This is a genomic window from Allofranklinella schreckenbergeri (assembly GCF_003703475.1).
GTDB classification, from domain to species: Bacteria; Pseudomonadota; Gammaproteobacteria; order Burkholderiales; family Burkholderiaceae_C; genus Lampropedia; species Lampropedia schreckenbergeri.
Genome location: NZ_RDQM01000010.1, coordinates 109980 through 131449 on the forward strand (window position 1 = coordinate 109980; position 21470 = coordinate 131449).

Annotated in this window: 18 protein-coding genes and 1 pseudogene; 12 read left to right on the forward strand and 7 right to left on the reverse strand. The window is 65.3% G+C overall.

Annotation, left to right across the window (positions count from 1 at the left end):
- The first annotated feature begins 3 nt into the window (after positions 1-3).
- Together EBQ26_RS09020 and EBQ26_RS09025 are read left to right on the forward strand one after the other, a co-directional pair.
- On the forward strand, positions 4-1131 hold the full coding sequence (locus tag EBQ26_RS09020; RefSeq protein WP_122238690.1) for a bifunctional nicotinamide-nucleotide adenylyltransferase/Nudix hydroxylase: 1128 nt from the start codon (positions 4-6) through the stop codon (positions 1129-1131).
- Positions 1128-1970 (forward strand): creatininase family protein, encoded by an 843-nt coding sequence (locus EBQ26_RS09025; protein WP_122238691.1) that lies wholly within the window; start codon positions 1128-1130, stop codon positions 1968-1970. The genes EBQ26_RS09020 and EBQ26_RS09025 overlap by 4 nt, the downstream gene beginning before the upstream one ends.
- A gap of 105 nt (positions 1971-2075) precedes the next feature.
- On the opposite strand, the gene EBQ26_RS09030 is transcribed toward EBQ26_RS09025, so the two are convergent.
- Both EBQ26_RS09030 and EBQ26_RS12990 read right to left on the reverse strand, forming a co-directional pair.
- Positions 2076-2732, reverse strand: coding sequence for a DNA glycosylase (locus EBQ26_RS09030; protein WP_122238692.1), 657 nt, complete (start codon positions 2730-2732; stop codon positions 2076-2078).
- A 12-nt stretch (positions 2733-2744) separates the two neighbouring features.
- A complete protein-coding gene (locus EBQ26_RS12990) occupies positions 2745-3125 on the reverse strand; it encodes a hypothetical protein (RefSeq protein WP_238944268.1) in 381 nt (126 codons plus the stop codon).
- A 93-nt stretch (positions 3126-3218) separates the two neighbouring features.
- On the opposite strand from EBQ26_RS12990, the gene EBQ26_RS09040 reads away from it, so the two are divergent.
- The gene (locus EBQ26_RS09040) at positions 3219-4223 is read left to right on the forward strand and encodes a M23 family metallopeptidase (RefSeq protein WP_122238693.1); all 1005 of its coding nucleotides are present in this window, start codon (positions 3219-3221) and stop codon (positions 4221-4223) included.
- Positions 4224-4575: 352 nt separating this feature from the next.
- Positions 4576-7305 (forward strand): preprotein translocase subunit SecA, encoded by a 2730-nt coding sequence (secA, locus tag EBQ26_RS09045; protein ID WP_122238694.1) that lies wholly within the window; start codon positions 4576-4578, stop codon positions 7303-7305.
- A gap of 179 nt (positions 7306-7484) precedes the next feature.
- Here secA and EBQ26_RS09050 read toward each other — a convergent pair whose 3' ends face one another.
- From EBQ26_RS09050 to EBQ26_RS09070, 5 genes are all read right to left on the reverse strand, one after another.
- A complete protein-coding gene (locus EBQ26_RS09050) occupies positions 7485-8588 on the reverse strand; it encodes a hypothetical protein (RefSeq protein WP_122238695.1) in 1104 nt (367 codons plus the stop codon).
- Between the two features lie 182 nt (positions 8589-8770).
- Positions 8771-10678 (reverse strand): TRAP transporter large permease subunit, encoded by a 1908-nt coding sequence (locus EBQ26_RS09055; protein WP_122238730.1) that lies wholly within the window; start codon positions 10676-10678, stop codon positions 8771-8773.
- A 163-nt stretch (positions 10679-10841) separates the two neighbouring features.
- The gene (locus tag EBQ26_RS09060) at positions 10842-11879 is read right to left on the reverse strand and encodes an LD-carboxypeptidase (RefSeq protein WP_122238696.1); all 1038 of its coding nucleotides are present in this window, start codon (positions 11877-11879) and stop codon (positions 10842-10844) included.
- Between the two features lie 116 nt (positions 11880-11995).
- Complete coding sequence (locus tag EBQ26_RS09065) at positions 11996-12985, reverse strand: tripartite tricarboxylate transporter substrate binding protein BugE (protein ID WP_238944269.1); 990 nt, start codon at positions 12983-12985, stop codon at positions 11996-11998.
- A 224-nt stretch (positions 12986-13209) separates the two neighbouring features.
- Positions 13210-14460, reverse strand: coding sequence for a glutamate-5-semialdehyde dehydrogenase (locus EBQ26_RS09070; protein WP_122238697.1), 1251 nt, complete (start codon positions 14458-14460; stop codon positions 13210-13212).
- Positions 14461-14716: 256 nt separating this feature from the next.
- Between EBQ26_RS09070 and EBQ26_RS09075 the strand changes: the two genes are divergently transcribed.
- The 8 genes and pseudogenes from EBQ26_RS09075 to EBQ26_RS09110 form a co-directional block, all read left to right on the forward strand.
- Positions 14717-16648, forward strand: a complete 1932-nt coding sequence (locus tag EBQ26_RS09075) for a type IV pili methyl-accepting chemotaxis transducer N-terminal domain-containing protein (protein WP_122238698.1) — start codon at positions 14717-14719, stop codon at positions 16646-16648.
- Positions 16649-16668: 20 nt separating this feature from the next.
- The gene (locus EBQ26_RS09080; RefSeq protein ID WP_122238699.1) at positions 16669-17364 is read left to right on the forward strand and encodes a response regulator; all 696 of its coding nucleotides are present in this window, start codon (positions 16669-16671) and stop codon (positions 17362-17364) included.
- Between the two features lie 193 nt (positions 17365-17557).
- Positions 17558-19027, forward strand: coding sequence for an IMP dehydrogenase (guaB, locus tag EBQ26_RS09085; protein WP_122238700.1), 1470 nt, complete (start codon positions 17558-17560; stop codon positions 19025-19027).
- A gap of 237 nt (positions 19028-19264) precedes the next feature.
- The gene (locus EBQ26_RS09090) at positions 19265-19591 is read left to right on the forward strand and encodes a hypothetical protein (RefSeq protein ID WP_122238701.1); all 327 of its coding nucleotides are present in this window, start codon (positions 19265-19267) and stop codon (positions 19589-19591) included.
- A gap of 124 nt (positions 19592-19715) precedes the next feature.
- Complete coding sequence (locus EBQ26_RS09095) at positions 19716-20084, forward strand: RidA family protein (protein WP_122238702.1); 369 nt, start codon at positions 19716-19718, stop codon at positions 20082-20084.
- A 41-nt stretch (positions 20085-20125) separates the two neighbouring features.
- Positions 20126-20353, forward strand: coding sequence for a hypothetical protein (locus EBQ26_RS09100; protein WP_122238703.1), 228 nt, complete (start codon positions 20126-20128; stop codon positions 20351-20353).
- Positions 20354-20356: 3 nt separating this feature from the next.
- Positions 20357-21217 (forward strand): CPBP family intramembrane glutamic endopeptidase, encoded by an 861-nt coding sequence (locus tag EBQ26_RS09105; RefSeq protein WP_122238704.1) that lies wholly within the window; start codon positions 20357-20359, stop codon positions 21215-21217.
- A gap of 107 nt (positions 21218-21324) precedes the next feature.
- Positions 21325-21453: pseudogene (locus EBQ26_RS09110) on the forward strand (Rid family hydrolase); the annotation flags it as partial.
- Positions 21454-21470: the final 17 nt, after the last annotated feature.

Sequence of the window (21470 nt, forward strand, 5' to 3'; positions counted from 1 at the left end):
CGCATGAGCGCACCCCCAAGCCCCACATGGGACGTGGCCGTTTTCATCGGCCGCATGCAGCCGCCGCACAACGGCCATTTGGCCATGCTGCGCCATGCGCTGGCAGCGGCGCGACAGGTCGTCGTCGTGCTTGGCTCCGCGCACCAGGCGCGCACGCCCAAAAACCCCTTCACCTGGCAAGAGCGCCAGGCCATGCTGCATGCAGCCTTGCCCGAGGACGAGCGCGCCCGCGTGCACTTTTTGCCCATGCGCGACTTTTACGATGAAGCCCGCTGGGTACAGGCCGTGCGTAGCGCCGTGGCGCAATGGGTGCGCACGCATGGCGCGGCAGCGGTGGCGCCGGTGGGCGGCGTTGCCGATGCGCCGCCGCGCATTGCACTGGTAGGCCATTTCAAGGACGCCAGCAGCGCCTATCTGGCCCAGTTCCCCGGCTGGCAATTGCTGGACTTCCCCCGCCAGGGGCAGACCGACGCCACCAGCGTGCGTGACGCCTTGTTCGCCGCCCCCGACACCCCCGCTCTGGCCGCCGCGCTGCGCCGGCATGTGCCCGAGGCCGTGGCCCAATGGCTCCTGCAATGGCGCGCAGGCGGCGAGCGCGGGCGCGATGAGAACTTTGCCCAGTTGCAGCAGGAGTGGCAGATGCTGCGCGACTACCGCCAATCCTGGGCGGCAGCGCCTTATCCGCCCACCTTCGTCACCGTCGATGCGCTGGTGCAATGCCAGGGGCGGGTGTTGCTGGTCGAGCGCGGGCAACTACCCGGCAAAGGCTTGTATGCGCTGCCCGGCGGCTTTCTGGAGCCGCGCGACACGCTGTGGCAGTCCTGCCTGCGCGAGCTGCGCGAAGAAACCGCGCTGGCGCTGGATGAAGCCGCCTGGCGTCAGGCGCTGCGCGGCATCCGGGTGTTCGACCACCCCGACCGCAGCCTGCGCGGGCGCGTTGTCACCCAGGTTTTCCACTTCGATTTGGGCTATGGCGAGCCGCCGCGCGTGCAAGGCGGCGACGATGCCCGCACCGCGCTGTGGGTGCCCATCGACGCCATTGCCGCCATGCCCGAGCGCTTTTTTGACGACCATTTCTTCATCCTGGATGTGCTCTTGCAGCTCACCCACCAGGTCGCACCCCAGCCATGAACGAAACGCCCCCGCTGGAGCACTGGCCCAGCCCCGATTGGGATGCGCTGGGCACGCGCGACTTCGCCCGGGCCAGCGCCGCCTTGCGCGCGCGCAGCGTTGCCATCCTGCCCGTGGGCGCGACCGAGCAGCACGGCCCGCACCTGCCTCTGTGTGTCGATGCCGCCATCACCGCCGGCATCGTCGCCGCCGCGCGCCAAGAGTGGCTGGGCATGGCCGAGGGCCAGCGCCCGCCGCTGTTGTTTTTGCCACTGCAAGCCATCGGCTTCAGCCCCGAGCACGCCAGCTTCCCCGGCACGCTCACGCTCTCCATCCACACCCTCATCGGCCTGTGGGGCGACATCGGCGCCAGCGTGGCCGCCAGCGGCCTGCGGCGGCTGCTGATCTTCAACAGCCACGGCGGCCAGGTCAGCGTGATGGACATCGTGGCGCGCCAATTGCGCCAGCAGCACGGCCTGCTGACCTACAGCACAAGCTGGTGGCAACTGCCGCGCCCGCCCGCCCTGCAGCCTGATGCGCACGAGGCGCGCTTTGGCATCCACGGCGGTCAGGAGGAAACCGCCCTCATGCTGCACCTGCACCCCGAGCGCGTGCGCATGCAGCACGCCGCGCGCTTTGACACCAGCGCCCAGTGGCGCGCCCAGCGCTACCCCATCGTGGGCAACGGCCACAGCGCCAAAATGGGCTGGATGATGCAGGACTACAACCGCGACGGCGCGGCGGGCAACGCCCTGGCCGCCACCGCCGAGCAAGGCGCGGCCCTGGTGGACAACGCCGCGCGCCAACTGCTGGCGCTGGCCGCCGAGATCAGCGATTTGCCCTTGCCTGAGCCAGGTTGAGTCATGGGCGTTCGTACGGGCTAAATTCACATCAAAGTGAATTCAACTCGAATGCCACAATGCCGAAATAGGGTGTTTCTATTTCCTTTTGATTGGTAATTTTGATTATTCCAGCAGCCCCGCCTGCTGAAAAAACGCCCGGTACGCCTGGGCCTTGCGCGCCAGGCTCAGCGGGTAAGCGCGTGATGTGGAGGGTAGGCGAAACAGCCGCAGCGCCCGGCCCGCGTAGGGGAAATCCATGCTTTGCCCCGTTTTGAGCGCCTTGCGTGGCGGCGTGGGGCGGGGTGTATCGGGTGGCTCGCTCAGTCGCCCATCCTGTTGCGCGTGTAGCGCCTCCAGCAGTACCTCCGTCGCCTTGCCCCCGGTGGTGAACAGCGCCTGGCAATGCGGCACCTGCGCCAGCACGGCGGGCAGATCGACCGCTTCCACCACTTGCAAAAACGCATCCGAAGCATTGCCGCGCTGGCGAATGGCGCGGCGCACCGTCGGGCACAGGGCAATGCCCCGCTCTTGCAAAAAAGCGCGGATGCGCTGGGCATCAAAACGCTTGGCCTGCCCGTCCTGAAAGTGCATCGGGTCGTCGAAAAACACCAGCCCGTAAATGCGCCACATGTCGTTTTGGAAATTGGGGTAGTGAAACGCCATGCTGCGCTTGTCTGCCGTGGGCGGAAACGACCCCATCATCATCACCGTCGCCTGCGGCGGCAGCACCGGGGCGAAGGGGTGGGTTTCGACGGACTGATCTGTCGCGGACTGCTCCATGGCGTGCCCTCCTCAATAATCGCCCCGCGCCACGCGCAGGCGGATGCGGGTGATGACCGGCAAGGGCACTTGGGCAGCTTCGTCAGGCTCGGCCAGCGCCGCCAGCAAGGTGGGGATGAGCTGGCGCATTTTGGCCGCCACAGCCGAATTTGGCACAATCGCGCACCATTGATCGCCCTCCAAAGGCCCGGCCTGCACCGCTTCACGCAGCGGCGCGGGCAGCAAGGGCCGCAGGCGCGCCAGGACTTGCTGCGATTGCCGCGCCTGCTGCGCCAACTGCATCAGCAGCGGCGACTGGCCCACGCGGGTGTCGATGCGGGTGCGCTCGGAAGTCGAAGGCGTCTGGCGTACGGCTTGCAGCCCAGTGGCAAAGGGGTAAGAGGGCTTGGTCATGACGATGCGACGATGCGGCACAAGCGCCTTCAGCACTGCCCGGGCCATTGCGGCCCGCGACCGCGCCCCAGCCTACTGAAAGCAATTTTCACCATGCAATTGATTATTACCGATGCACGTTTAGCGCGAAGCCGCTGCCTGCGCCTGCCCGTTTGGGGCTTGCTGCTGGGGCTGGCGCTGTTATTCGCCGCCGGGGGCGCAACGGCGCTGCTGTTGCAGCCGTCGTGGCGCGAGGCTGCCGCCACGGCGCAGCAGGGGGTAGCGGATGCGGCCGAGCCCCCGGCCTTGCAAATCGCCGCAGCCGCGCCCGATCCGCTGGAGCAAGAGCGCGCCCAGATGCGCCAGGATATGGACGAAATGGCCCGCCGCCTGGGCGACATGCAGGCGCGGCTGGTGCAATTGCAGTCGTTTTCCGACCGCGTGGCCGAGCTGGCGGGGGTGCCTGCGCCGTCCGCGCCTTTCACGCCCGCCTCGGTGGCCGATAGCCCGGCCTTGCTCAGCGGCTTTGCCGGGGGCGCGGGCGGCCCGCTGGTGGGCGATGCGCCGCTGGAGCGCCAGGAGTTGCAGCACTTGATGGCGCTGATGGACGCGCGCATCACCGCGCAGGCCGATTTCCTCACTGTGGCGGAAGATCAGTTGTTCAACGACTTTCTCGATCGCCGCATGATCCCCACCACACGCCCCTTGCCCGGGCGCGCGGTGGGTTCGGGTTTTGGCACGCGCATCGACCCTTTCACCGGCCGCAAAGCCCAGCACATGGGGCTGGATTTCCAGGCGCCCGTGGGCACGCCCATCCTGGCGGCGGCGGGCGGCATCGTCATCACCCACGAATACCACCACGCCTACGGCCACATGCTGGAGATCGACCACGGCAACAACCTCATCACGCGCTATGCCCACGCCTCGCGCCTGCTGGCCCAGCGCGGCGACGTGGTGCGCCGTGGCGACAAAATCGCCGAAGTCGGCAGCACCGGCCGCTCCACCGGCGCGCATTTGCATTTCGAGGTGCTGCTCAACGGCCAGCAGCAAAACCCCCAGCGCTTTCTGAAGGCAGGCCAGAAGGCCGATTGGTCGGATTTGCTGGCGCAACGCCAGTGAGCGGCGCATTTGTGCGCACACGGGGCCTTGAATCGTGCCCGCATGCCCTTAGCTGAGGGGCGGCGCTGTGCAGCAGGGCGCTGCGCTTTATTACAAATCAAGGGAAAGTGCGATTCGCGAAAATAATGCCAAAACAGGCAAATTTCATTTCTTTTGATTGGCAATTTCGCCTTGCTTGGCGCGCTGTGCATGCTGCCGGCGCGCTTTGTTCTGGCGGGTGTGGCGTGCCTAACACGCTCTAGAATGGGCAGTGCTTTTTTGGGGGCTTTGCGCCCCCGTTCAGATTGGAACTTGAGGAATACGCCGCTGGCTGGGCGCACATTGCGTTTGGGCGCTTCTGGCGGTCATTTTTATGGCGAACTTACTTACCAAGCTATTCGGCAGCCGCAACGACCGGCTGCTCAAGCAGTACCGCAAAACGGTCAATCGCATCAACGCCATGGAGCCTGAGCTGGAGCAGCTCAGCGACGAAGCCCTGACGGCCAAGACGGCGCAATTCAAGCAGCGCCTGGCGCAGGGCGAAAGCCTCGACCATCTGTTGCCCGAAGCCTTCGCTGTGGTGCGCGAAGCCTCCAAGCGTGTGATGAAGATGCGCCATTTCGACGTGCAGCTCATCGGCGGCATGGCGCTGCACTACGGCAAGATCGCCGAAATGCGCACCGGCGAGGGCAAGACGCTGACCTCCACGCTGCCCGTGTACCTCAACGCCTTGCAAGGCAAGGGCGTGCATGTGGTGACGGTCAACGACTACCTGGCGCGCCGCGATGCCGAGTGGATGGGGCGGCTTTACAACTTCCTGGGCCTGACTGTGGGCATCAACCTCGCCAGCCTGCCCAAAGAGGTCAAGCAAGCGGCCTACCAGGCCGACATCACCTACGGCACCAACAACGAATACGGCTTCGACTACCTGCGCGACAACATGGTCTATGAAGCGGCCGACCGCGTGCAGCGCGGCCTGCATTACGCCATCGTGGACGAGGTGGACTCCATCCTCATTGACGAAGCGCGTACGCCGCTGATCATCAGCGGCCCGGCCGAGGACAACACCAGGGTCTATCTGGCCATGAACGCCATCGCGCCGCAACTGGTGCGCCAGGAGGGCGAGGCCGACCCGCGCACGGGCGAGGGCGTGATCACCCCGGGCGACTACACGGTGGACGAGAAAGCGCGCCAGGTGCACCTGACCGACCAGGGCTACGAAACGGCCGAGCGCATCCTGGCCGAGCATGGCCTGCTGGCCGAAGGCTCCTCGCTCTACGACCCCAGCAACATCATGCTGGTGCACCACCTCTACGGCGCGTTGCGCGCGCACACGCTCTACAACCGCGACGAGCATTACGTGGTGCAAAACGACGAAGTCATCATCGTCGATGAATTCACCGGCCGCCTGATGGCCGGGCGGCGCTGGAGCGAGGGCTTGCACCAAGCCGTCGAAGCCAAGGAGGGCGTGCGCATCCAGGCCGAAAACACCACCATGGCCTCCATCACCTTCCAGAACTACTTCCGCATGTACGGCAAGCTCGCCGGCATGACGGGCACGGCCGATACCGAGGCCTATGAGTTCCAGGAAATCTACGGCTTGGAAACCGTCATCATCCCGCCCAACCGCAAGAGCCAGCGCGAGGATCAGCTCGACCGCGTTTACAAAACCACGCGCGAGAAATACGCCGCCGCCATTGCCGATATCCGCGAATGCCACGAGCGCGGCCAGCCGGTGCTGGTGGGCACCAGCTCCATCGAAAACTCCGAAATCATCTCCAACCTGCTGACCCAGGCGGGCCTGGCGCACCAGGTGCTCAACGCCAAGCAGCACGAGCGCGAAGCCGACATCATTGCCCAGGCCGGGCGCGAGGGCATGATCACCATCGCCACCAACATGGCCGGGCGCGGCACCGACATCGTGCTGGGCGGCAACATCGAAAAACAAGTGGCCGCGCTGGAGGCCGACGAGGCGCTGGACGAGGCCGCGCGCCAGCAGCAAATCGACGCCTTGCGCCAGCAGTGGAAGGCCGACAACGCCAAGATCAAGGAGCTGGGCGGGCTGCGCATCATCGCCACCGAGCGCCACGAATCGCGCCGCATCGACAACCAGTTGCGCGGCCGCTCGGGCCGTCAGGGCGACCCTGGCTCCTCGCGCTTTTATCTGGGGCTGGACGACCCGCTGATGCGCATCTTCGCGGGCGACCGCGTGCGCGCCATCATGGAGCGGCTGAAGATGCCCGAAGGCGAAGCCATCGAGGCGGGCATGGTCACGCGCAGCATCGAATCGGCCCAGCGCAAGGTCGAGGCGCGCAACTTCGACATCCGCAAGCAATTGCTCGATTACGACGACGTTGCCAACGAGCAGCGCAAAGTCATTTACGCCCAGCGCAACGAAATCCTGGATGCGGCCAGCGTGGCCGAAGTGGTGGCGGGCATGCGCCAGGCCACCTTTACCGATTTGGTGCATCGCCATGTGCCCGCCGATTCGATGGAGGAGCAATGGAACGTGGCCGCACTTGATGCCGAGCTGGCGCAGGATTGGGATTTGCACCTGAATCTGGCCGCGCAGGTGCAGGCGGCCGACTCCATCACCGCCGAGGATGTGCTCGATCGCGTGCTGGAAGCGGCCAACGCCGCCTATGAGCAGAAAGTCGCCCAGGTCGGCGCCGAGCGCTTCAACCACTTCGAGCGCGTGGTGCTGCTGCAAACCTTCGACCACGCTTGGCGCGAGCACCTCAGCGCGCTCGATTACCTGCGCCAGGGCATCCACCTGCGCGGCTTTGCGCAAAAGCAGCCCAAGCAGGAGTACAAGCGCGAAGCCTTCGAGCTGTTTCGCCTGATGATCGACGGCGCCAGCAGCGAAATCACCCGCATCATCATGCGCGTGAAGATCCAGGACCCCGCCGAGGTCGAGCAAGCGGCCGAACAGATGGAGGACCAGGCCGAGGCCTTCACCCAGCGCGCCATCGACCACACCAATGCCGAGGCCGCCTTTGCCGACGGCGAGCCAGCGCAGCAGGTGCCGCGCGTGGGCCGCAACGATCCCTGCCCGTGCGGCAGCGGCAAGAAGTACAAGAATTGCCACGGGCAATTGACCTGAGCCCAGGGCTTGCGGCGCAGCCGCATCAAAAAAGCCTGCCCGCGCCACGATGGCGAGGGCAGGTTTTTTATGCGTGCTCCTGTCTTTTTTACAAATCAAAAAGAAATAAAAATGCCTTGTTTCGGCATGATGGGTATTTATTTTATTTTCTGTTGGTTTGTTATTTTTGATTTGCCCCGTCAAGCCTGTTCGGGCGCAGGCAGGGGGCTATCGTCTTGCTCATCCTCATCGGGCGCATAGGCGGGGCGACTGTCGTAAATGCGCGCAGGCAGGGGGCGGCTGACCTGGCCGAGTAAACGCAGCCGCTGCGAAGGCGGCAGCAGGTTCTGGATGGCGTCAAAGCGCGCATCGGCGCTGCGGCACGCCTCCAGCGCCTGGGCCATGGCGGGGTTGGGCGCGTGCAGCGGGCTGGCGCGCAGGGCGATGTCGATCACCTCCTCTTGCGTCAGGCGCTCGTGCACGATGCACACCGTATCGCGCACCTGCTCGAACTCGACGGCGCTGAGCGCGCCGCTGTGCAGGAAGTGGTCCAGCAGCGCCTCGTCCAGCGCGCTGCGCCAGGTGAGGCGCTGATGCTCCAGCGCGATGTTTTGCTGCTCGGGCGTGGGCGCTGGCGGCGGCTTGCCGATGGCGCGGGCCAGCCGCGCGCTTTTGTCCAGCATGGCTTGCAAGGTTGGCGGCGGCCCGGCCAGCGCGTGGTCGGCGCTCATGGCGTACATGATCTCGTACGCCTTGGCAAAGCTGCGCGGCTGGATGGGCAGCGGCTCGCCCGGCAGCGCCAACTGGTGCAGCGCCTCGTGCGCCTGGCGCGGCGTCAGGCTGGCATCGTGCAGGATGTTCCACTCGTCAGGGATAAAGGCCGGGTCTGGCACCAAAGAGGTGCTCACGCCCGCATGCACGCCCTGCCGGTTGCGGCGCGCCAGGTCAAACCACGGCGGCAATTGCGGGTGGTCGTAGGCCACAGCAAAGCTGCCATCGGCATGGGTGCCCGCCCACAGTTGCATGAACGGCAGCGCATCCACCTCATAACGCCCGGCCGATTGGTAGCCCGCTTGCTTGAGCGCCTGAACCAGCGCAGGCATGCCCTCTTGCTGCCATTGCAGGTTCTGGCGTTGCAGGCGCACGCGCGCAGCCACGGGCGTCACCAGCTCGGCCGCCCCCAGATTGGCCAGCAGCTTGCGCTTGATCCACCACGGCAGCGCATAACGCAGCGCCAGCAGCAGCAACACGCATAACAACACCACAGTCAGGGCGGCAATACCCAGCAGTTGCAAGAAAGTCATGGCGGCAAGGGGCGAGTGAATGAAAAGAAAGGCCCCCGGCGCAGCATCGGCGGGGGCGGGCGCAGTGCAAGCCAATGTAACACCGTCCGGGTGCATAGGGCCTGGGAACAGGCGCTGGCAGCCCGCTAGAGCGTGTTATGCACTTTTCGCCCCCCGCGAGAGCGCAAAGTGCATAACACGCTCTAGAGCAATGTGGCGCACAGCAAGGCCAGCGCCGCCAGCAGGGCCAGCAGATACGGCCAGCCCGCGGCAAACACCTGCCGGGCGGGCACGCCGCTGACGCCCGCGACGACGAACACCAGCAAGCCCACCGGCGGCGTGAGGCCGCCAATCATCAGCGCCACCACCATCACCACGCCAAACGCGACCGGATCGGCACCGGCCTGCACCGCCAAGGGCAGCAGCAGCGGCGCGAGCAAGACGATGGCCGCGCCAATATCCAGCACCAGGCCGGCGGCCAACAGCAGCAAACACGCCATCAGCGCCACAGGCGCCACGCCCGCGCCCAGGCTGCTGGCCCACTGCGACGACCATTGCGCCAAAGCGGCAGGGATGCCATCAAGCGCCAGCAAAAACGCCAGCGGTGCGGCCGAGCCAATGAGCAAGGCAATGGCCGCGGCCTCTGTTGCACTGTGGCGCACGGCCTGCCACAGCGCGCGCGCGCCGCTGCGCTGCCACAGGTTCAGGCCCAGGGTGTAGAGCGCGGCCAAGGCGGCGGCCTCGGTCGTCGTCACCAGGCCCAGGCGGATGCCCAGCAGCACGATCACGGCCAGCCCCAGCGCAGGCAGCGCGCCCACGGCGGCGGCGCGGCGCTGGGCAGCGCTGGCGCGGGCCGGGCGGGCAGCGGGCGGCGCGTTTGTTGGCGTGGGGTTTTGCGTGGGGTTTGGCGTGAGGGCCGGGGCGGCCCGAGGCTCGGCGCGCCTGGCCGTCCAGTGGAAAGCCAGCCCCAGGCACAAGGCCATGAGCAGCCCGGCATATGCGCCGGTGACAAACAGCCGTCCGACCGGCAATTGCGTGACGGAGGCCAGAATCAGCAAGGCGATGGAAGGGGGGATGAGGTTATCCAGCACCGAGGCCGCCGCGATCAGCGCCCCCGCCCGCGCAGGCGGGTAGCCGTGCTGCACCAGCTCGCGCTGGAAAGTCGTTGCGCCGAACGCGGCGTTGGCGACGGAGGAGCCGGACGCGCCGGAGAAAAACACCGAAGTCAGCAGCGTCGTCTGCGCCAGCCCGGCGCGCCAGTGCCCCACCAGCGCAGCGGCCAGCCGCACCAGCCGCGCCGCCATGTCCGAAGCCGTCAGCCAGGCCCCCGCCAATAGAAAAAACGGAATCGCCAGCAGCAAAAAAGGCGACATGCCATGCACAGCCGCGTTGAACAGCACCGGCGCGCTCAACGCGCCGCCTTGCGCGGCCGAAAGCGGAATGCTCAGCCACGCCGCCGCCAGAAAAGCGTGGGGCAGCGGGGCCGCCACCGCCATGCCCAGCGCCGCCACCAGCGCCGCCGCCGCGCTGGGCGGCCAGGGCAGGGCCGCCCACCAGCCAGCGCTTGGCGCGCCCCAGGCCACGCCGCCCGCCAGCGCCGCCGCCGCCAACAAAAGCCGCCCGCGCCCCTCGCTCAGGCGTAGCAAAGCCACATGCAGGGCCAGCAGCGCGCCGCAGGGCAGAAACAGCGCTAGCCGCCACCACTCGGGCAGGCCCAGCGCAGGCGAAGCGCCGCCCAGCGCCTGCACCAACTGCCACGCGCCGGTGGCAATCACCCAGGCGCTCAGCAGCGTCAGCGCATCGGCCAAGGCGTCGCACACTGCCCGGCCCGCTGGCGGCAGGGCCTGGCGCAACACATCCAGCCGCATCGACAGGCTGCTGCCCAATGCCAGCGGCGCGGCCAGGGCAATCATGGCCAGGTGCAGCCAGACGGCCAATTCATCGGCCCCCACCCAACGCACGCCCAACCACGGCCCATAGCGCAGCAAGACCGCCGCCCCCACCAGTGCCAGCAGCGCCAGCAAAGCCGCCGCGCCCGCCGCGCCCAGCACAGCGCGCAGCGCACGCAAAGCCGCCTGCGCACAGGGCGGGGAGAGGGGGGTATTTTTCATATCAAAAGCAAAAAAATAACGTGCTTTTGGCATGGGGCATAACAAGTGCGATTTGCTTTGGTTTGCAATTTATTTTCTATTTCAAGGGCAAAGAAATAGACTGTTTTTGGCTTAATGGGTGGAGAGTGAGTTTTCTTTCGAAATTGGAGGGCTGGGCAGGCTCTCAGACATGCCCCCAAACAATGAACGCTTCGCGCTCGGTCACGCCCAGTTGCACGGTGGCGCCGAAGGGCAGGCAGACTTTGGTGCGCACGTGGCCGAAGGGCAGGCGGGTGAGCACGGGGATGGGCAGGCGCTGGCGCAGCGCGGCGGTGAGGCTGGCGAGGTTGAAGCCGCGGTCGTGCGCGGTCACGCGCGCGTCGGTGAACTGGCCCAGCACGATGGCGCGCTGGCGTTGCAGGATGCCCGCTTGCTCCAGTTGCATCAGCATGCGCTCGATGCGGTAGGGCGGCTCGGCCACGTCTTCCAGAAACAGGATGCCGCCGTCGATTTGCGGCATCCAGGGCGTGCCCACCAGCGAGGTGAGCACGCAGAGGTTGCCGCCCCAGAGGGTGGCGGCATCGATGTGCAGGCCTTGGTAGGCGGCGCAGTCTTTGCCGATGCGCCAGCCGGTGCCTTCGCCTACGCCCAGGGCGACGTCTTCAAAGCAGGCTTGGGTGATTTCGTCCACGCCTTCGGGCGCGCCCCAGTCGGCGCCCAGGCTGGCGCCGGCCCAGGTGATGCGGCCGGTGCGCTGCCACAGCGCCAGTTGCAAGGCGGTGAAGTCGCTAAAGCCCATGAAGGCGGTGCCGCGGTCGATGGCGGCGGCCAGGCGGGGGTAGTCGATGTCGGGCAGCAGGTGGTTGAGGCCGTAGCCGCCGCGGCTGATGAGGGCGAGGTCTGCGCCGCTGTCTGCGGCGCGTTCGATGGCGGCCAGGCGCTGGGCGTGGGTGCCGGCAAAGCGGGTGTGGCGCGCCAGGGCGGCTTCATCGACGGTGACGTCAAAGCCCGCCTGGCCCAGGCGGCGCAGGCCACGGCGGAAGGCGGCGCGGTCTTGCACGGCGCCCGAGGGGGAGTAGATGTAGATGCTGCGAGGGCGCGCGTGGTCGTGATGGTGGTGCGAATGGCTGGAGTCGTGGCCGTGCTCGTGACTGTGACTGTGGCCGTGGGTGCAGCCGCAGCCGTTGTGGGGCGCGTGGCCGGGGGCAGGGGTGTGGGGCATGGCGGGCGGGCGCGGGCTGGGCGTGGTGCGGGAAAGGGGGGATAAAAAAACATCCCCCGGTCAAGGGCGGCTGACCGGGGGATGCCCGTGGCTTTAGAGCGTGTTTGGGTGGGCGATCAGTTCAGCTTGAGGTTTTGCTGCACGACCACGTCTTTATAGACGGCGAATTCGTCCTTGATTTGCTGGGCGAATTCTTCCGGGGTGTTGGCGACGATGAAGGAGCCGGTGTCCTCAATGCGCTTGCGCACGGCCGGGTCTTGCAGGGCTTTTTTCATCGCGGCGTTGAGTTTTTGCACGACTTCAGCGGGCATGCCTTTGGGGCCGACCAGGCCGTAGAAGGCCATGCGGTTGGCAGGCTCGAGGCCGACTTCCTTGAAGGTGGGCACATCGGGCAGGGCTTTGAGGCGCTCGGGCGCGGCCACGGCGATGGCGCGCAGGCGGTTGCTCTTGATGTAGGCCATGGAGGAGGGCAGGTTGTCCAACTGCATGGGCACCTGGCCGGCAACCACGTCGTTGAGGGCCGGGCCTGCACCGCGGTAGGGGATGTGTTGCATGTCCAGCTTGGCCAGGGTTTTGACCAGCTCCATCAGCATGTGCTGGATGCTGCCGGTGCCCGAGGAGGCGTAGGAATACTGGCCGGGCTTGCTGCCGACTTCCTTGGCGAATTCGGCGTAACTCTTGGCTGGGAAGCTGGGGTTGACGACGAGGACGTTGGGCGTGGCGGCGATGTTGATGATGGGGGTGAAGTCGGCCACGGGGTTGTACTTCACATTGGGGTTGATGGCTGGCGCGGTGGCGACGGTGGAGACGGTGGCGATGCTGAGGCTGTAGCCATCGGGGTTGGCGCGGGCGTTTTCGGTCGCGCCGATGACGCCGCCGCCGCCGCCTTTGTTATCGACCACGACGGCCACGCCCAGCTCTTTGCCCAGCGTGTCGGAGACGGCGCGGGTGATGATGTCGGTGGTGCCGCCAGCGGCAAAGGGCACGAGGATGCGGATGGGTTTGTTGGGGAAGTTGTTGGCCTGGGCCAGGGCGCTACCAGCGGTGGCCAGGCCCAGGGTCAGTGCGGCGGCGGCCATGCAGGCGCGGCGGGTGAGGTGTTTCATTGTCGTCCTTGAAGTTGTGGGAGATGTAACGGCACCCCAGGCACCCACGGGAGGGGCGCTTGGGGCGGGCGCGATGATGGCATAAAAATCGCCTGCGGTGGCGGGCCGAGAAATGGGGTTGCGGGCCTTTTATTGCAAATCAATTGGAAAAATATCATGCCAATTTAGGCTTGATGGGTATGAAGTTGTTTTTATCTTGATTTGTATAAAAGGGCGGGTTTGCGTTATTGGCGAATGTGCCCTTCGCCCAGCACGATGTATTTGAGCGAGGTCAGCCCCTCCACGCCGACGGGGCCGCGGGCGTGGAATTTGTCGGTGCTGATGCCGATTTCCGCGCCCAGGCCGTATTCAAAGCCGTCGGCAAAGCGGGTGCTGGCGTTGACCATCACGCTGGCGGAATCGACTTCGCGCAAAAAGCGCTGGGCGTGCGGGTGGCTGGTGGTGAGGATGGCGTCGGTGTGGCCGCTGCCGTAGCGGTTGATGTGGGCGATGGCCTCGTCCAGCCCGGCGACGATTTTGATGCTGATGATGGGGGCCAGATATTCGCTGCTCCAGTCGTCTTCGGTGGCGGCGGTGATGTCCGCGCCTGCGGTTTGCACCAGCGGTGCGGCTTCGTCCGTCACGCGCATTTGCACGCCTTTGGCGGCGTAGATGGCGGCCATGCGCGGCAAAAACTGCGCCGCCACGCCGCGCGCTACCAGCAGGGTTTCAGTGGCATTGCAGGGGCTGTATTTCTGGGTTTTGGCGTTGTCGGCCACCGTCAGGGCCTGCTCGATGTCGCATGGCTCGTCCACATAGGTGTGGCAGATGCCGTCCAGGTGCTTGATGACGGGCACGCGCGCTTCGCTGCTGATGCGCTCGATCAGGCCGCGGCCGCCGCGCGGGATGATGACATCGACGAACTCGGGCATGGCAATGAGCTGGCCGACGGCGGCGCGATCAGTGGTGGGCACGAGCTGCACGCCGTCTTCAGGCAGACCCGCTGCTGCCAGCGCCTGGCGCACCAGTGCCGCCAGCGCCTGATTGGAGGTGATGGCCTCGCTGCCGCCGCGCAGGATGCAGGCGTTGCCGCTTTTGATGGCCAGGCTGGCCGCTTCGATGGTGACGTTGGGGCGGCTTTCGTAAATCATGCCGAACACGCCCAGCGGCACGCGCATTTGCCCCACGCGGATGCCGCTGGGGCGCTGGCGCATGCCGGTGATTTCGCCAATAGGGTCGGGCATGGCGGCCAGTTGCTCGCAGCCTTGGGCGGCGGTCTCCAGCACCTTGGGGGTGAGCAGGAGGCGGTCGATCATCGGCTCGGCCAGCCCGGCGGCGCGGGCGCGCTCAATGTCGCGGGCGTTTTCGGTTTGCAAGGCGTCCGTGTGCTGGCGCAGCAAACCGGCCAGCGTGTGCAGGGCCTGGGCTTTGGCGCTGGCGCTGGCAATGGCCATGCGGGCGCTGACCTGGCGGGCTTGCTGGCCCAGGCGGTGCATCAGGGCGCGGGTATCGGTGGAAGGGGGGGGGGGGGGGGGGGCTGCCGTATTCATGGGTGGCTATTGTGCCTTTGCCAACGCGCCTGGCCCGGCGCGCTGTGCATGGGGGATGGGGGAGCCTGTTCGGGATTTTGGGCAGGCTCTGACGGACAATGCACACTTGTTTGACCCGATGTGATGCGTCCCAACGATGAGCCAGCACGGCCAACTTCCCGGCGATACGGCAAGCGAGCGATCCAGCGAGCCGCTTTGCGATATGCCCAGTGATTCTTCCCCGCTCAATGCCCTGCCCCGTCATGGGCAGCGTCTGGCCGCACGCATCGTGCTCAGCTCGTTGGTGGCGTTGGCGATGGTGTTGGGCATGATTGGCACCACCTTGTGGCTGTCCTGGCGTTTCGAGGGCGCGGGTGCGGCGATCAACGATGCGGGCAGCTTGCGCATGCTCTCCACGCGCGTCGCGGTGGGGCTGCTGCAAACGCCGCCTTCCGAGGCCATGGTGCGCCAGCAGATGCAGACGATCGATGCCACGCTGGCGCGCCTGGAAAAAGGCGATTTGCGCCCCGTCGTGTTGGCCGAAGACCCCATCGTGCGCCGCAAGCTCGCCGAAGTGGGGCGGCTGTGGCGTGAAGTGGGCAAGCCCCAGGCGCTGCTGGCCCTGCAAACGGGCGATGCCAGCGCGTATATGGCGCAGTTGCCCGATACCGTGCAGCAAATCGATGCCTTCGTGGGCATGATCGAGCGCGACAACGACCGCAAAATCGTCGTGCTGCGCCTGGCGCAATGGGGCCTGGCGGCGTTTGCCGTGCTGGGCACGATGGTGATGATTTACCTGCTGTATTTGTGGATCATCGAGCCGATGCGCAAGCTGCGCGAGGGCTTGCAGCGCATGACCGAGCACGATTTCAGCTCCCGCCTGTACGTCGGTCGTGGCGATGAGTTTGGCCACCTGGCGCGCGGCTACAACCAGATGGCCGATGAGCTGCAAAGCCTCTACAGCGGCCTGGAGCAGCGCGTGGAAGAAAAAACCCGCCAACTGGCCAATCAAAACCGTCAGATCCGCGTGCTGTACGACATGGCGGCGTTTCTGAATCAGCCCAACGATATCGAGGCCATGTGCGAGGGCTTTTTGAGCCGTGTGGCTGAGCAGGTGGGAGCCGACGGCGCCAGCGTGCGCACCTTGGATGTGGGCAGCGCGCAGTTGAGCCTGGTGGCTTCCTTTGGGTTGTCGCAGACGCTGACCGAATCCGAGCACTGCATGCCTGCGAGCGATTGCCATTGCGGCCAGGTGACGCAGGACGAGCGCGCGTTGGGCGAGCGCGTCATCATGATTCGGGATTTGGGGCGCAACCCTGCGGTGGATTGCCGCCGCGATGGCTTTACCAGCGTGGCCGTGTTCCCCATCGTCGCACGCGATGCCACGCTGGGGTCGTATTCCTTGCACTTTCGCCAGGCCCATGACCTCTCGCCCGCTGCGCGCGAGCTGCTGCAATCGCTGGGGCAGCTATTGGGTGTGGCGCTGGAAAACCGCCGCCTGGATGCCAAGGCGCGCGAGTTGGCCGTGGTGCAAGAGCGCAGCCTGGTGGCCCAGGGCCTGCACGACAGCTTGGCGCAGGGGCTGAATTTCCTCAATTTGCAATTGCAGTTGCTGGAAGACGCCAAGCAGCGACATGACGAGCAAGAGATTGACGAAATCCTGCCCCTGCTGCGCACGGGTGTGGAGGACAGTTACCAGGACGTGCGCGAGCTGCTCACCAATTTCCGCAGCCGCCTCAAGCAAGGCGATTTGAGTGAGGCCATCAGCGATACGGTGGAGCGCTTTCGTCGCCAAAGCGGCTGCCAGACGACGCTGGATATCCAATACGATAAGGGCGCGCCGCTGGCGCCCGATCAGCAATTGCAGGTGCTGTTTGTGTTGCAGGAGGCGCTGTCCAACATCCGCAAGCACGCCCAGGCCCGGCATGTGCAGATCCGTATCGACAACGGGCGCGATTTCACCCTGCAAGTGCAAGACGACGGCCAGGGCTACGACCCGGCCGAAGTGGCCGCGCGCAGCGAAGCCCATGTAGGCTTGCATATCATGCGTGAGCGCGCCGCGCGCTTGAACGCGCATATCCGCCTTGAATCGGCCCCTGGCGAGGGCGCTCGCGTCGTGTTGACGCTGCCAGCCAGCGAACGCCAGGCCGCCTGACAATTCGAGATAACCACCCGATGAAGAAAGAAGACGCTCGTTCCACGATTCGCATTTTGCTCATTGATGACCACACGCTGTTTCGCTCCGGCCTGCGCCTGTTGCTCAAGCGCCAGAGCGACTTTGACGTTGTGGCCGAGGCCGCCGATGGCATTGAGGGCCTCAAGCGCGCGCGCGAACTGCAACCCGATGTGATCTTGCTGGATCTGAATATGCCGGGCCTGAGCGGCCTGGAGGTGCTGCACATCCTCGCGCAAGACCTGCCTGCCTGCGCAGTCATTGTGCTGACCGTCTCCGAAGAAGGCGAGGAGCTGGCCCAGGCGCTGCGCAGCGGTGCGCGCGGCTACCTGGTGAAAAACATCGATGCCGATGCGCTGGTGTCCAGCATCCGCCGCGCCGTGGCCGGCGAGCCGGTGATCGACCCGGGGATGACGGTCAAGCTCGTCGAGCAATTTCGCAACCAGGCCCCGCCGCCGCCAGCGCCCAGCGCCGACGTTCAGGGCCAGCGCAGCAAGCTCACCGCCCGCGAGCTGCAAGTGGCGCAACTGCTGGCGCGCGGCGACAGCAACAAGGCCATCGCCCGCGAGCTGGATGTGACCGAGAGCACCGTGAAAATCCACGTGCAAAACGTGCTGAAGAAACTCAATCTGCACAGCCGCGTGCAAATTGCCGTTTACATGGTGGAGCACGGCATTGGCGAGGATGTGGCGTCGTGAGCGCATTCGATGTTTTTTGTAGATCAAAGGGTTATTAAAAAATTGATTTTCAATGACTGTTATGCCTAAATCGATTTTTCAAATTTCCTTTGATTTGTAAAATTAACAAATCCTCGCATCAGGGCTATTGCCGGGTGCTGCTGATCAGGAGAGGGCGGCACGCATACAATCGCCCCTTTTGGAGAAAACCTTTATGCGTCTTCTCGGCAAAGCACTCACCTTTGACGACGTTCTGCTGGTACCTGCGTACTCGCAAATCCTTCCCAAAGACACCTCTTTGGCGACCCAGTTCTCCCGCAACATCCGCTTGAATTTGCCCTTGGTCTCGGCCGCGATGGACACCGTGACCGAGGCGCGCCTGGCCATCGCCCTGGCGCAAGAGGGCGGCATGGGCATCGTGCACAAAAACCTCTCGGCCCAGGAGCAGGCCGCGCAGGTGCTCAAGGTCAAGCGCCACGAATCGGGCGTGGTGCGCGATCCGGTGGCGATTGCACCCGATCAAACGGTGCGCCATGTAATCGATCTCTCCGAGGAGCTGGGCATTTCCGGCTTCCCCGTGGTTGAAGGGCGCAAGGTCGTAGGCATTGTCACCAGCCGCGATCTGCGCTTTGAAAACCGCTTTGACCTGCCCGTGCGTGAAATCATGACGCCGCGCGAGCGCCTCATCACCGTGCCCGAAGGCACCTCGCTGCAGGACGCCAAGGCGCTGCTGAACAAGCACAAGATCGAGCGCCTGCTGGTGGTCAACGACGCGTTTGAGCTCAAGGGCCTGATCACCGTCAAGGACATCACCAAGCAAACCACCTTCCCCAACGCCGCGCGCGATGCCGACGGCCGCCTGCGCGTGGGCGCCGCCGTGGGCGTGGGCGCGGGCACGGAGGAGCGCGTCGAAGCCCTGGTCAAGGCCGGGGTGGACGCCATCGTGGTGGACACCGCCCACGGCCACAGCAAGGGCGTGATCGAACGCGTGCGCTGGGTCAAGCAAAACTACCCGCAGGTGGATGTGATCGGCGGCAACATCGCCACCGGCGAGGCCGCCCGCGCGCTGGCCGAAGCAGGCGCCGATGCCGTCAAGGTCGGCATTGGCCCCGGCTCCATCTGCACCACGCGCGTCGTCGCTGGCGTGGGCGTGCCGCAAATCACCGCCATCGACAACGTGGCCCAGGCCTTGCATGGCACAGGCGTGCCGCTGATCGCCGATGGCGGCGTGCGCTACTCGGGCGACATCGCCAAGGCCATCGCCGCCGGCGCCAGCACCGTGATGATGGGCAGCATCTTCGCCGGCACGGAAGAAGCGCCCGGCGAGATCGTGCTGTTCCAGGGCCGCAGCTACAAGAGCTACCGCGGCATGGGCAGCATCGGCGCCATGCAGCAAGGCAGCGCCGATCGCTACTTCCAGGAAAGCAGCACCGGCAACGCCAATGCCGACAAGCTCGTGCCCGAAGGCATCGAAGGCCGCGTGCCCTACAAAGGCTCGCTGGTGGCCATCATCTACCAGATGGCTGGCGGCGTGCGCGCCTCCATGGGCTATTGCGGCTGCGCCACGATCGAGGACATGCGCGAGCGCGCCGAGTTCGTGCAAATCACCTCGGCGGGCTTTCGCGAAAGCCACGTGCACGACGTGCAAATCACCAAGGAAGCGCCCAACTACCGCGCAGGCTGAAATGCCGGTACGCCGTTAGAGCCGTTTCGATGTTGATGCGGACACTTCTTGCAAGCGCGGCCCGCTCCCGTCATGCCCGCGAAGGCGGACAGGAAGGGAAGTGCCTCCGAGACGGACGTGTCCATTCGCAAACGATGGAGCAGAAAATACTCTAATCCCCTCTCGCATCGCGCAGGCCGGGCGGTTGACGCTGGGGCGCTGGCGCGATGCGGCGCTTTTGTAACGCCTGTTTTCGCCATGGTTGACTCCCCACTTTCACCCATCCCCGGGGATGGCAGCGGCCTGCCCGGGCCAGCGCACCGCAAATGGGCCATCCTCTGGTGGTCGCTGGCGCTGGTTTGCGTGCTGGTGTCGTTTGGCTGCCTGCTGTACGCCTTGAGCAGCCCTTCTGCAGCCGAGGCCAAGGTGGGCCTGGGCAAGCATGTGAGCGCCATCGTCTGGCAAGTGGGGCAGATGGCGGCTATCGTCTGCTTCGGCCTGGGCATGTGGCAGTCGAAAAAACACCGGCACTGGCAGCGCGAGCAACAGCGCTTGCGCGGCGAGGTGCAAGACCCCTGGGATTGAGCCGGCCAGCGGCGACGGCTTTGGCATGAAAATGCTGCTGTGCCAAGCCCGCGTGCGCGGGCGTTTGGCGTTTTACCCACTGAGCGCTCCGATTTTCGGGGTGTGACTTCTGAACCGTCCAACTATGAGCCAAGCAAACCATCCCGTCATCACCCGCCACGGCGTTGGCCCGCGTCTGTCCGAAGCGGCCGTGTGCAACGGCATGGTGTACCTCGCGGGCATGGTGCCCGAAGGCGATGCCACGGACATTCGCGCGCAAACGGCGGATGTGCTGGCGCAAATCGATGCGCATCTGGCCGCTTGCGGCAGCGACAAAACCCGCCTGCTGCGCGTGCAAATCTATCTGGCCGACATCCAGGAGATCGACGCCATGAATGAGGTCTGGGATGCTTGGGTACCCGCAGGCCACACCCCGCCGCGGGCCACGGTGCAGGCGGCTTTGGCGCGACCGCAATGGCGTATTGAAATCGTGGCGACGGCCGCGCAGGGCTGAAGAGCCTGCCGCAGCTGCTTTGTTGTTGCCTCGCCGAGACCATGCGCTCCGCTCCTCCGCCCCCGCAAACGCCGCGCTGTGACCAGACCGCCGTCTGGCAGGCCTTGCAGCAGCATTTCCAACGCAACGGCCAGTATTTCGACGTGCGTCAGGCGCTGCGCAGCGATGCGGGGCGCTTTGCGCGCATGGCTTTGCAAGCGCCGGGCATCCGTGCCGATTTCTCGCGCAATTGGCTGGACGAGGCCACCTGCGCCTTGCACCGGATTTGAGCCGTGCGGCGCGATGTACGCCCTTTCGCAGCGGTGCTGCTGATTTTTGCGGCCTGTTTGTCGCTGCGCTTGGGGGAGTATTTCGTACTGCGTACCGACCAGACTTTCTGGACCGAGGCATTTGTGCACAAGCTGGCAGGGATTGCCCTGCTGTTTTCGGCTTTGCATTATTTCCGTTTGCGCACGGCGGATATTGGTTGGCCGCGTCGCGGCATCGCCAGGGGCATGGCGATGGGCGCAGGCTTCGGTGCGGCTTTGTATGCTGCGGTTTATACGCTGGAAATGCTGTGGCTGGCGGCACAGGGAGAAGCGCCCGCCCTTGAGGTGTACGTCAGCGCTTATTCCGTACACGGCAATATCGGCAGGCAGACGGCATGGATATTTTTCCTGATTTGCGCGCTCGGCAATGTCATCAATGTCACGATGGAGGAGGGCGTATTTCGCGGTCTGTTTCCGCGCTTATTGCAGGCGCGTTACCGCTTTTTGCCCGCCGCCGTGTTTTCTGCGCTGCTTTTCGGCGTGTGGCATGCGGTCGCGCCGCTGCGCGCATGGTCGGACGGGGAGATGACGGCGATGGCGGCGGCGTTACAGGCGCTGTTGCTGGTCTTTACCACTGCGCTAATCGGCTTCAAGTTCGCCCTGCTGACCCGTCTTACCGGCAATCTGTATTTCGCGATGGGTGACCATTTCGCCAACAATTTCATCATCAATATCCTGCACATGACCACGCGGAGCGGCACGGACGAGTGGCTCGGCATCCGCATCGCCGTTGCGCAGGGTATTTCTTTTTTACTGGTGTCGGTTTGTTACGCCGCTGTAGCGGACAGGACGGAAACCGGCCGCCGTCTGTCTTGGAGAGAGTAATCATGTCTTTGCATTCCTATGAAATCCTCGAAACCGTGCGTATGGTGGTTGATCAGAATTTCGATGTGCGCACCATTACCCAGGGCATTGATCTGCACGACTGCACCGACGCCATGAATGAAGTCTGGGATGCCTGGGCGCCCGCAGGCGACACCCCGCCGCGGGCCACGGTGCAGGCGGCTTTGGCGCGGCCGCAGTGGCGCATTGAAATCGTGGCGACGGCCGCGCAGGGCTGAAGAGCCTGCCGCAGCTG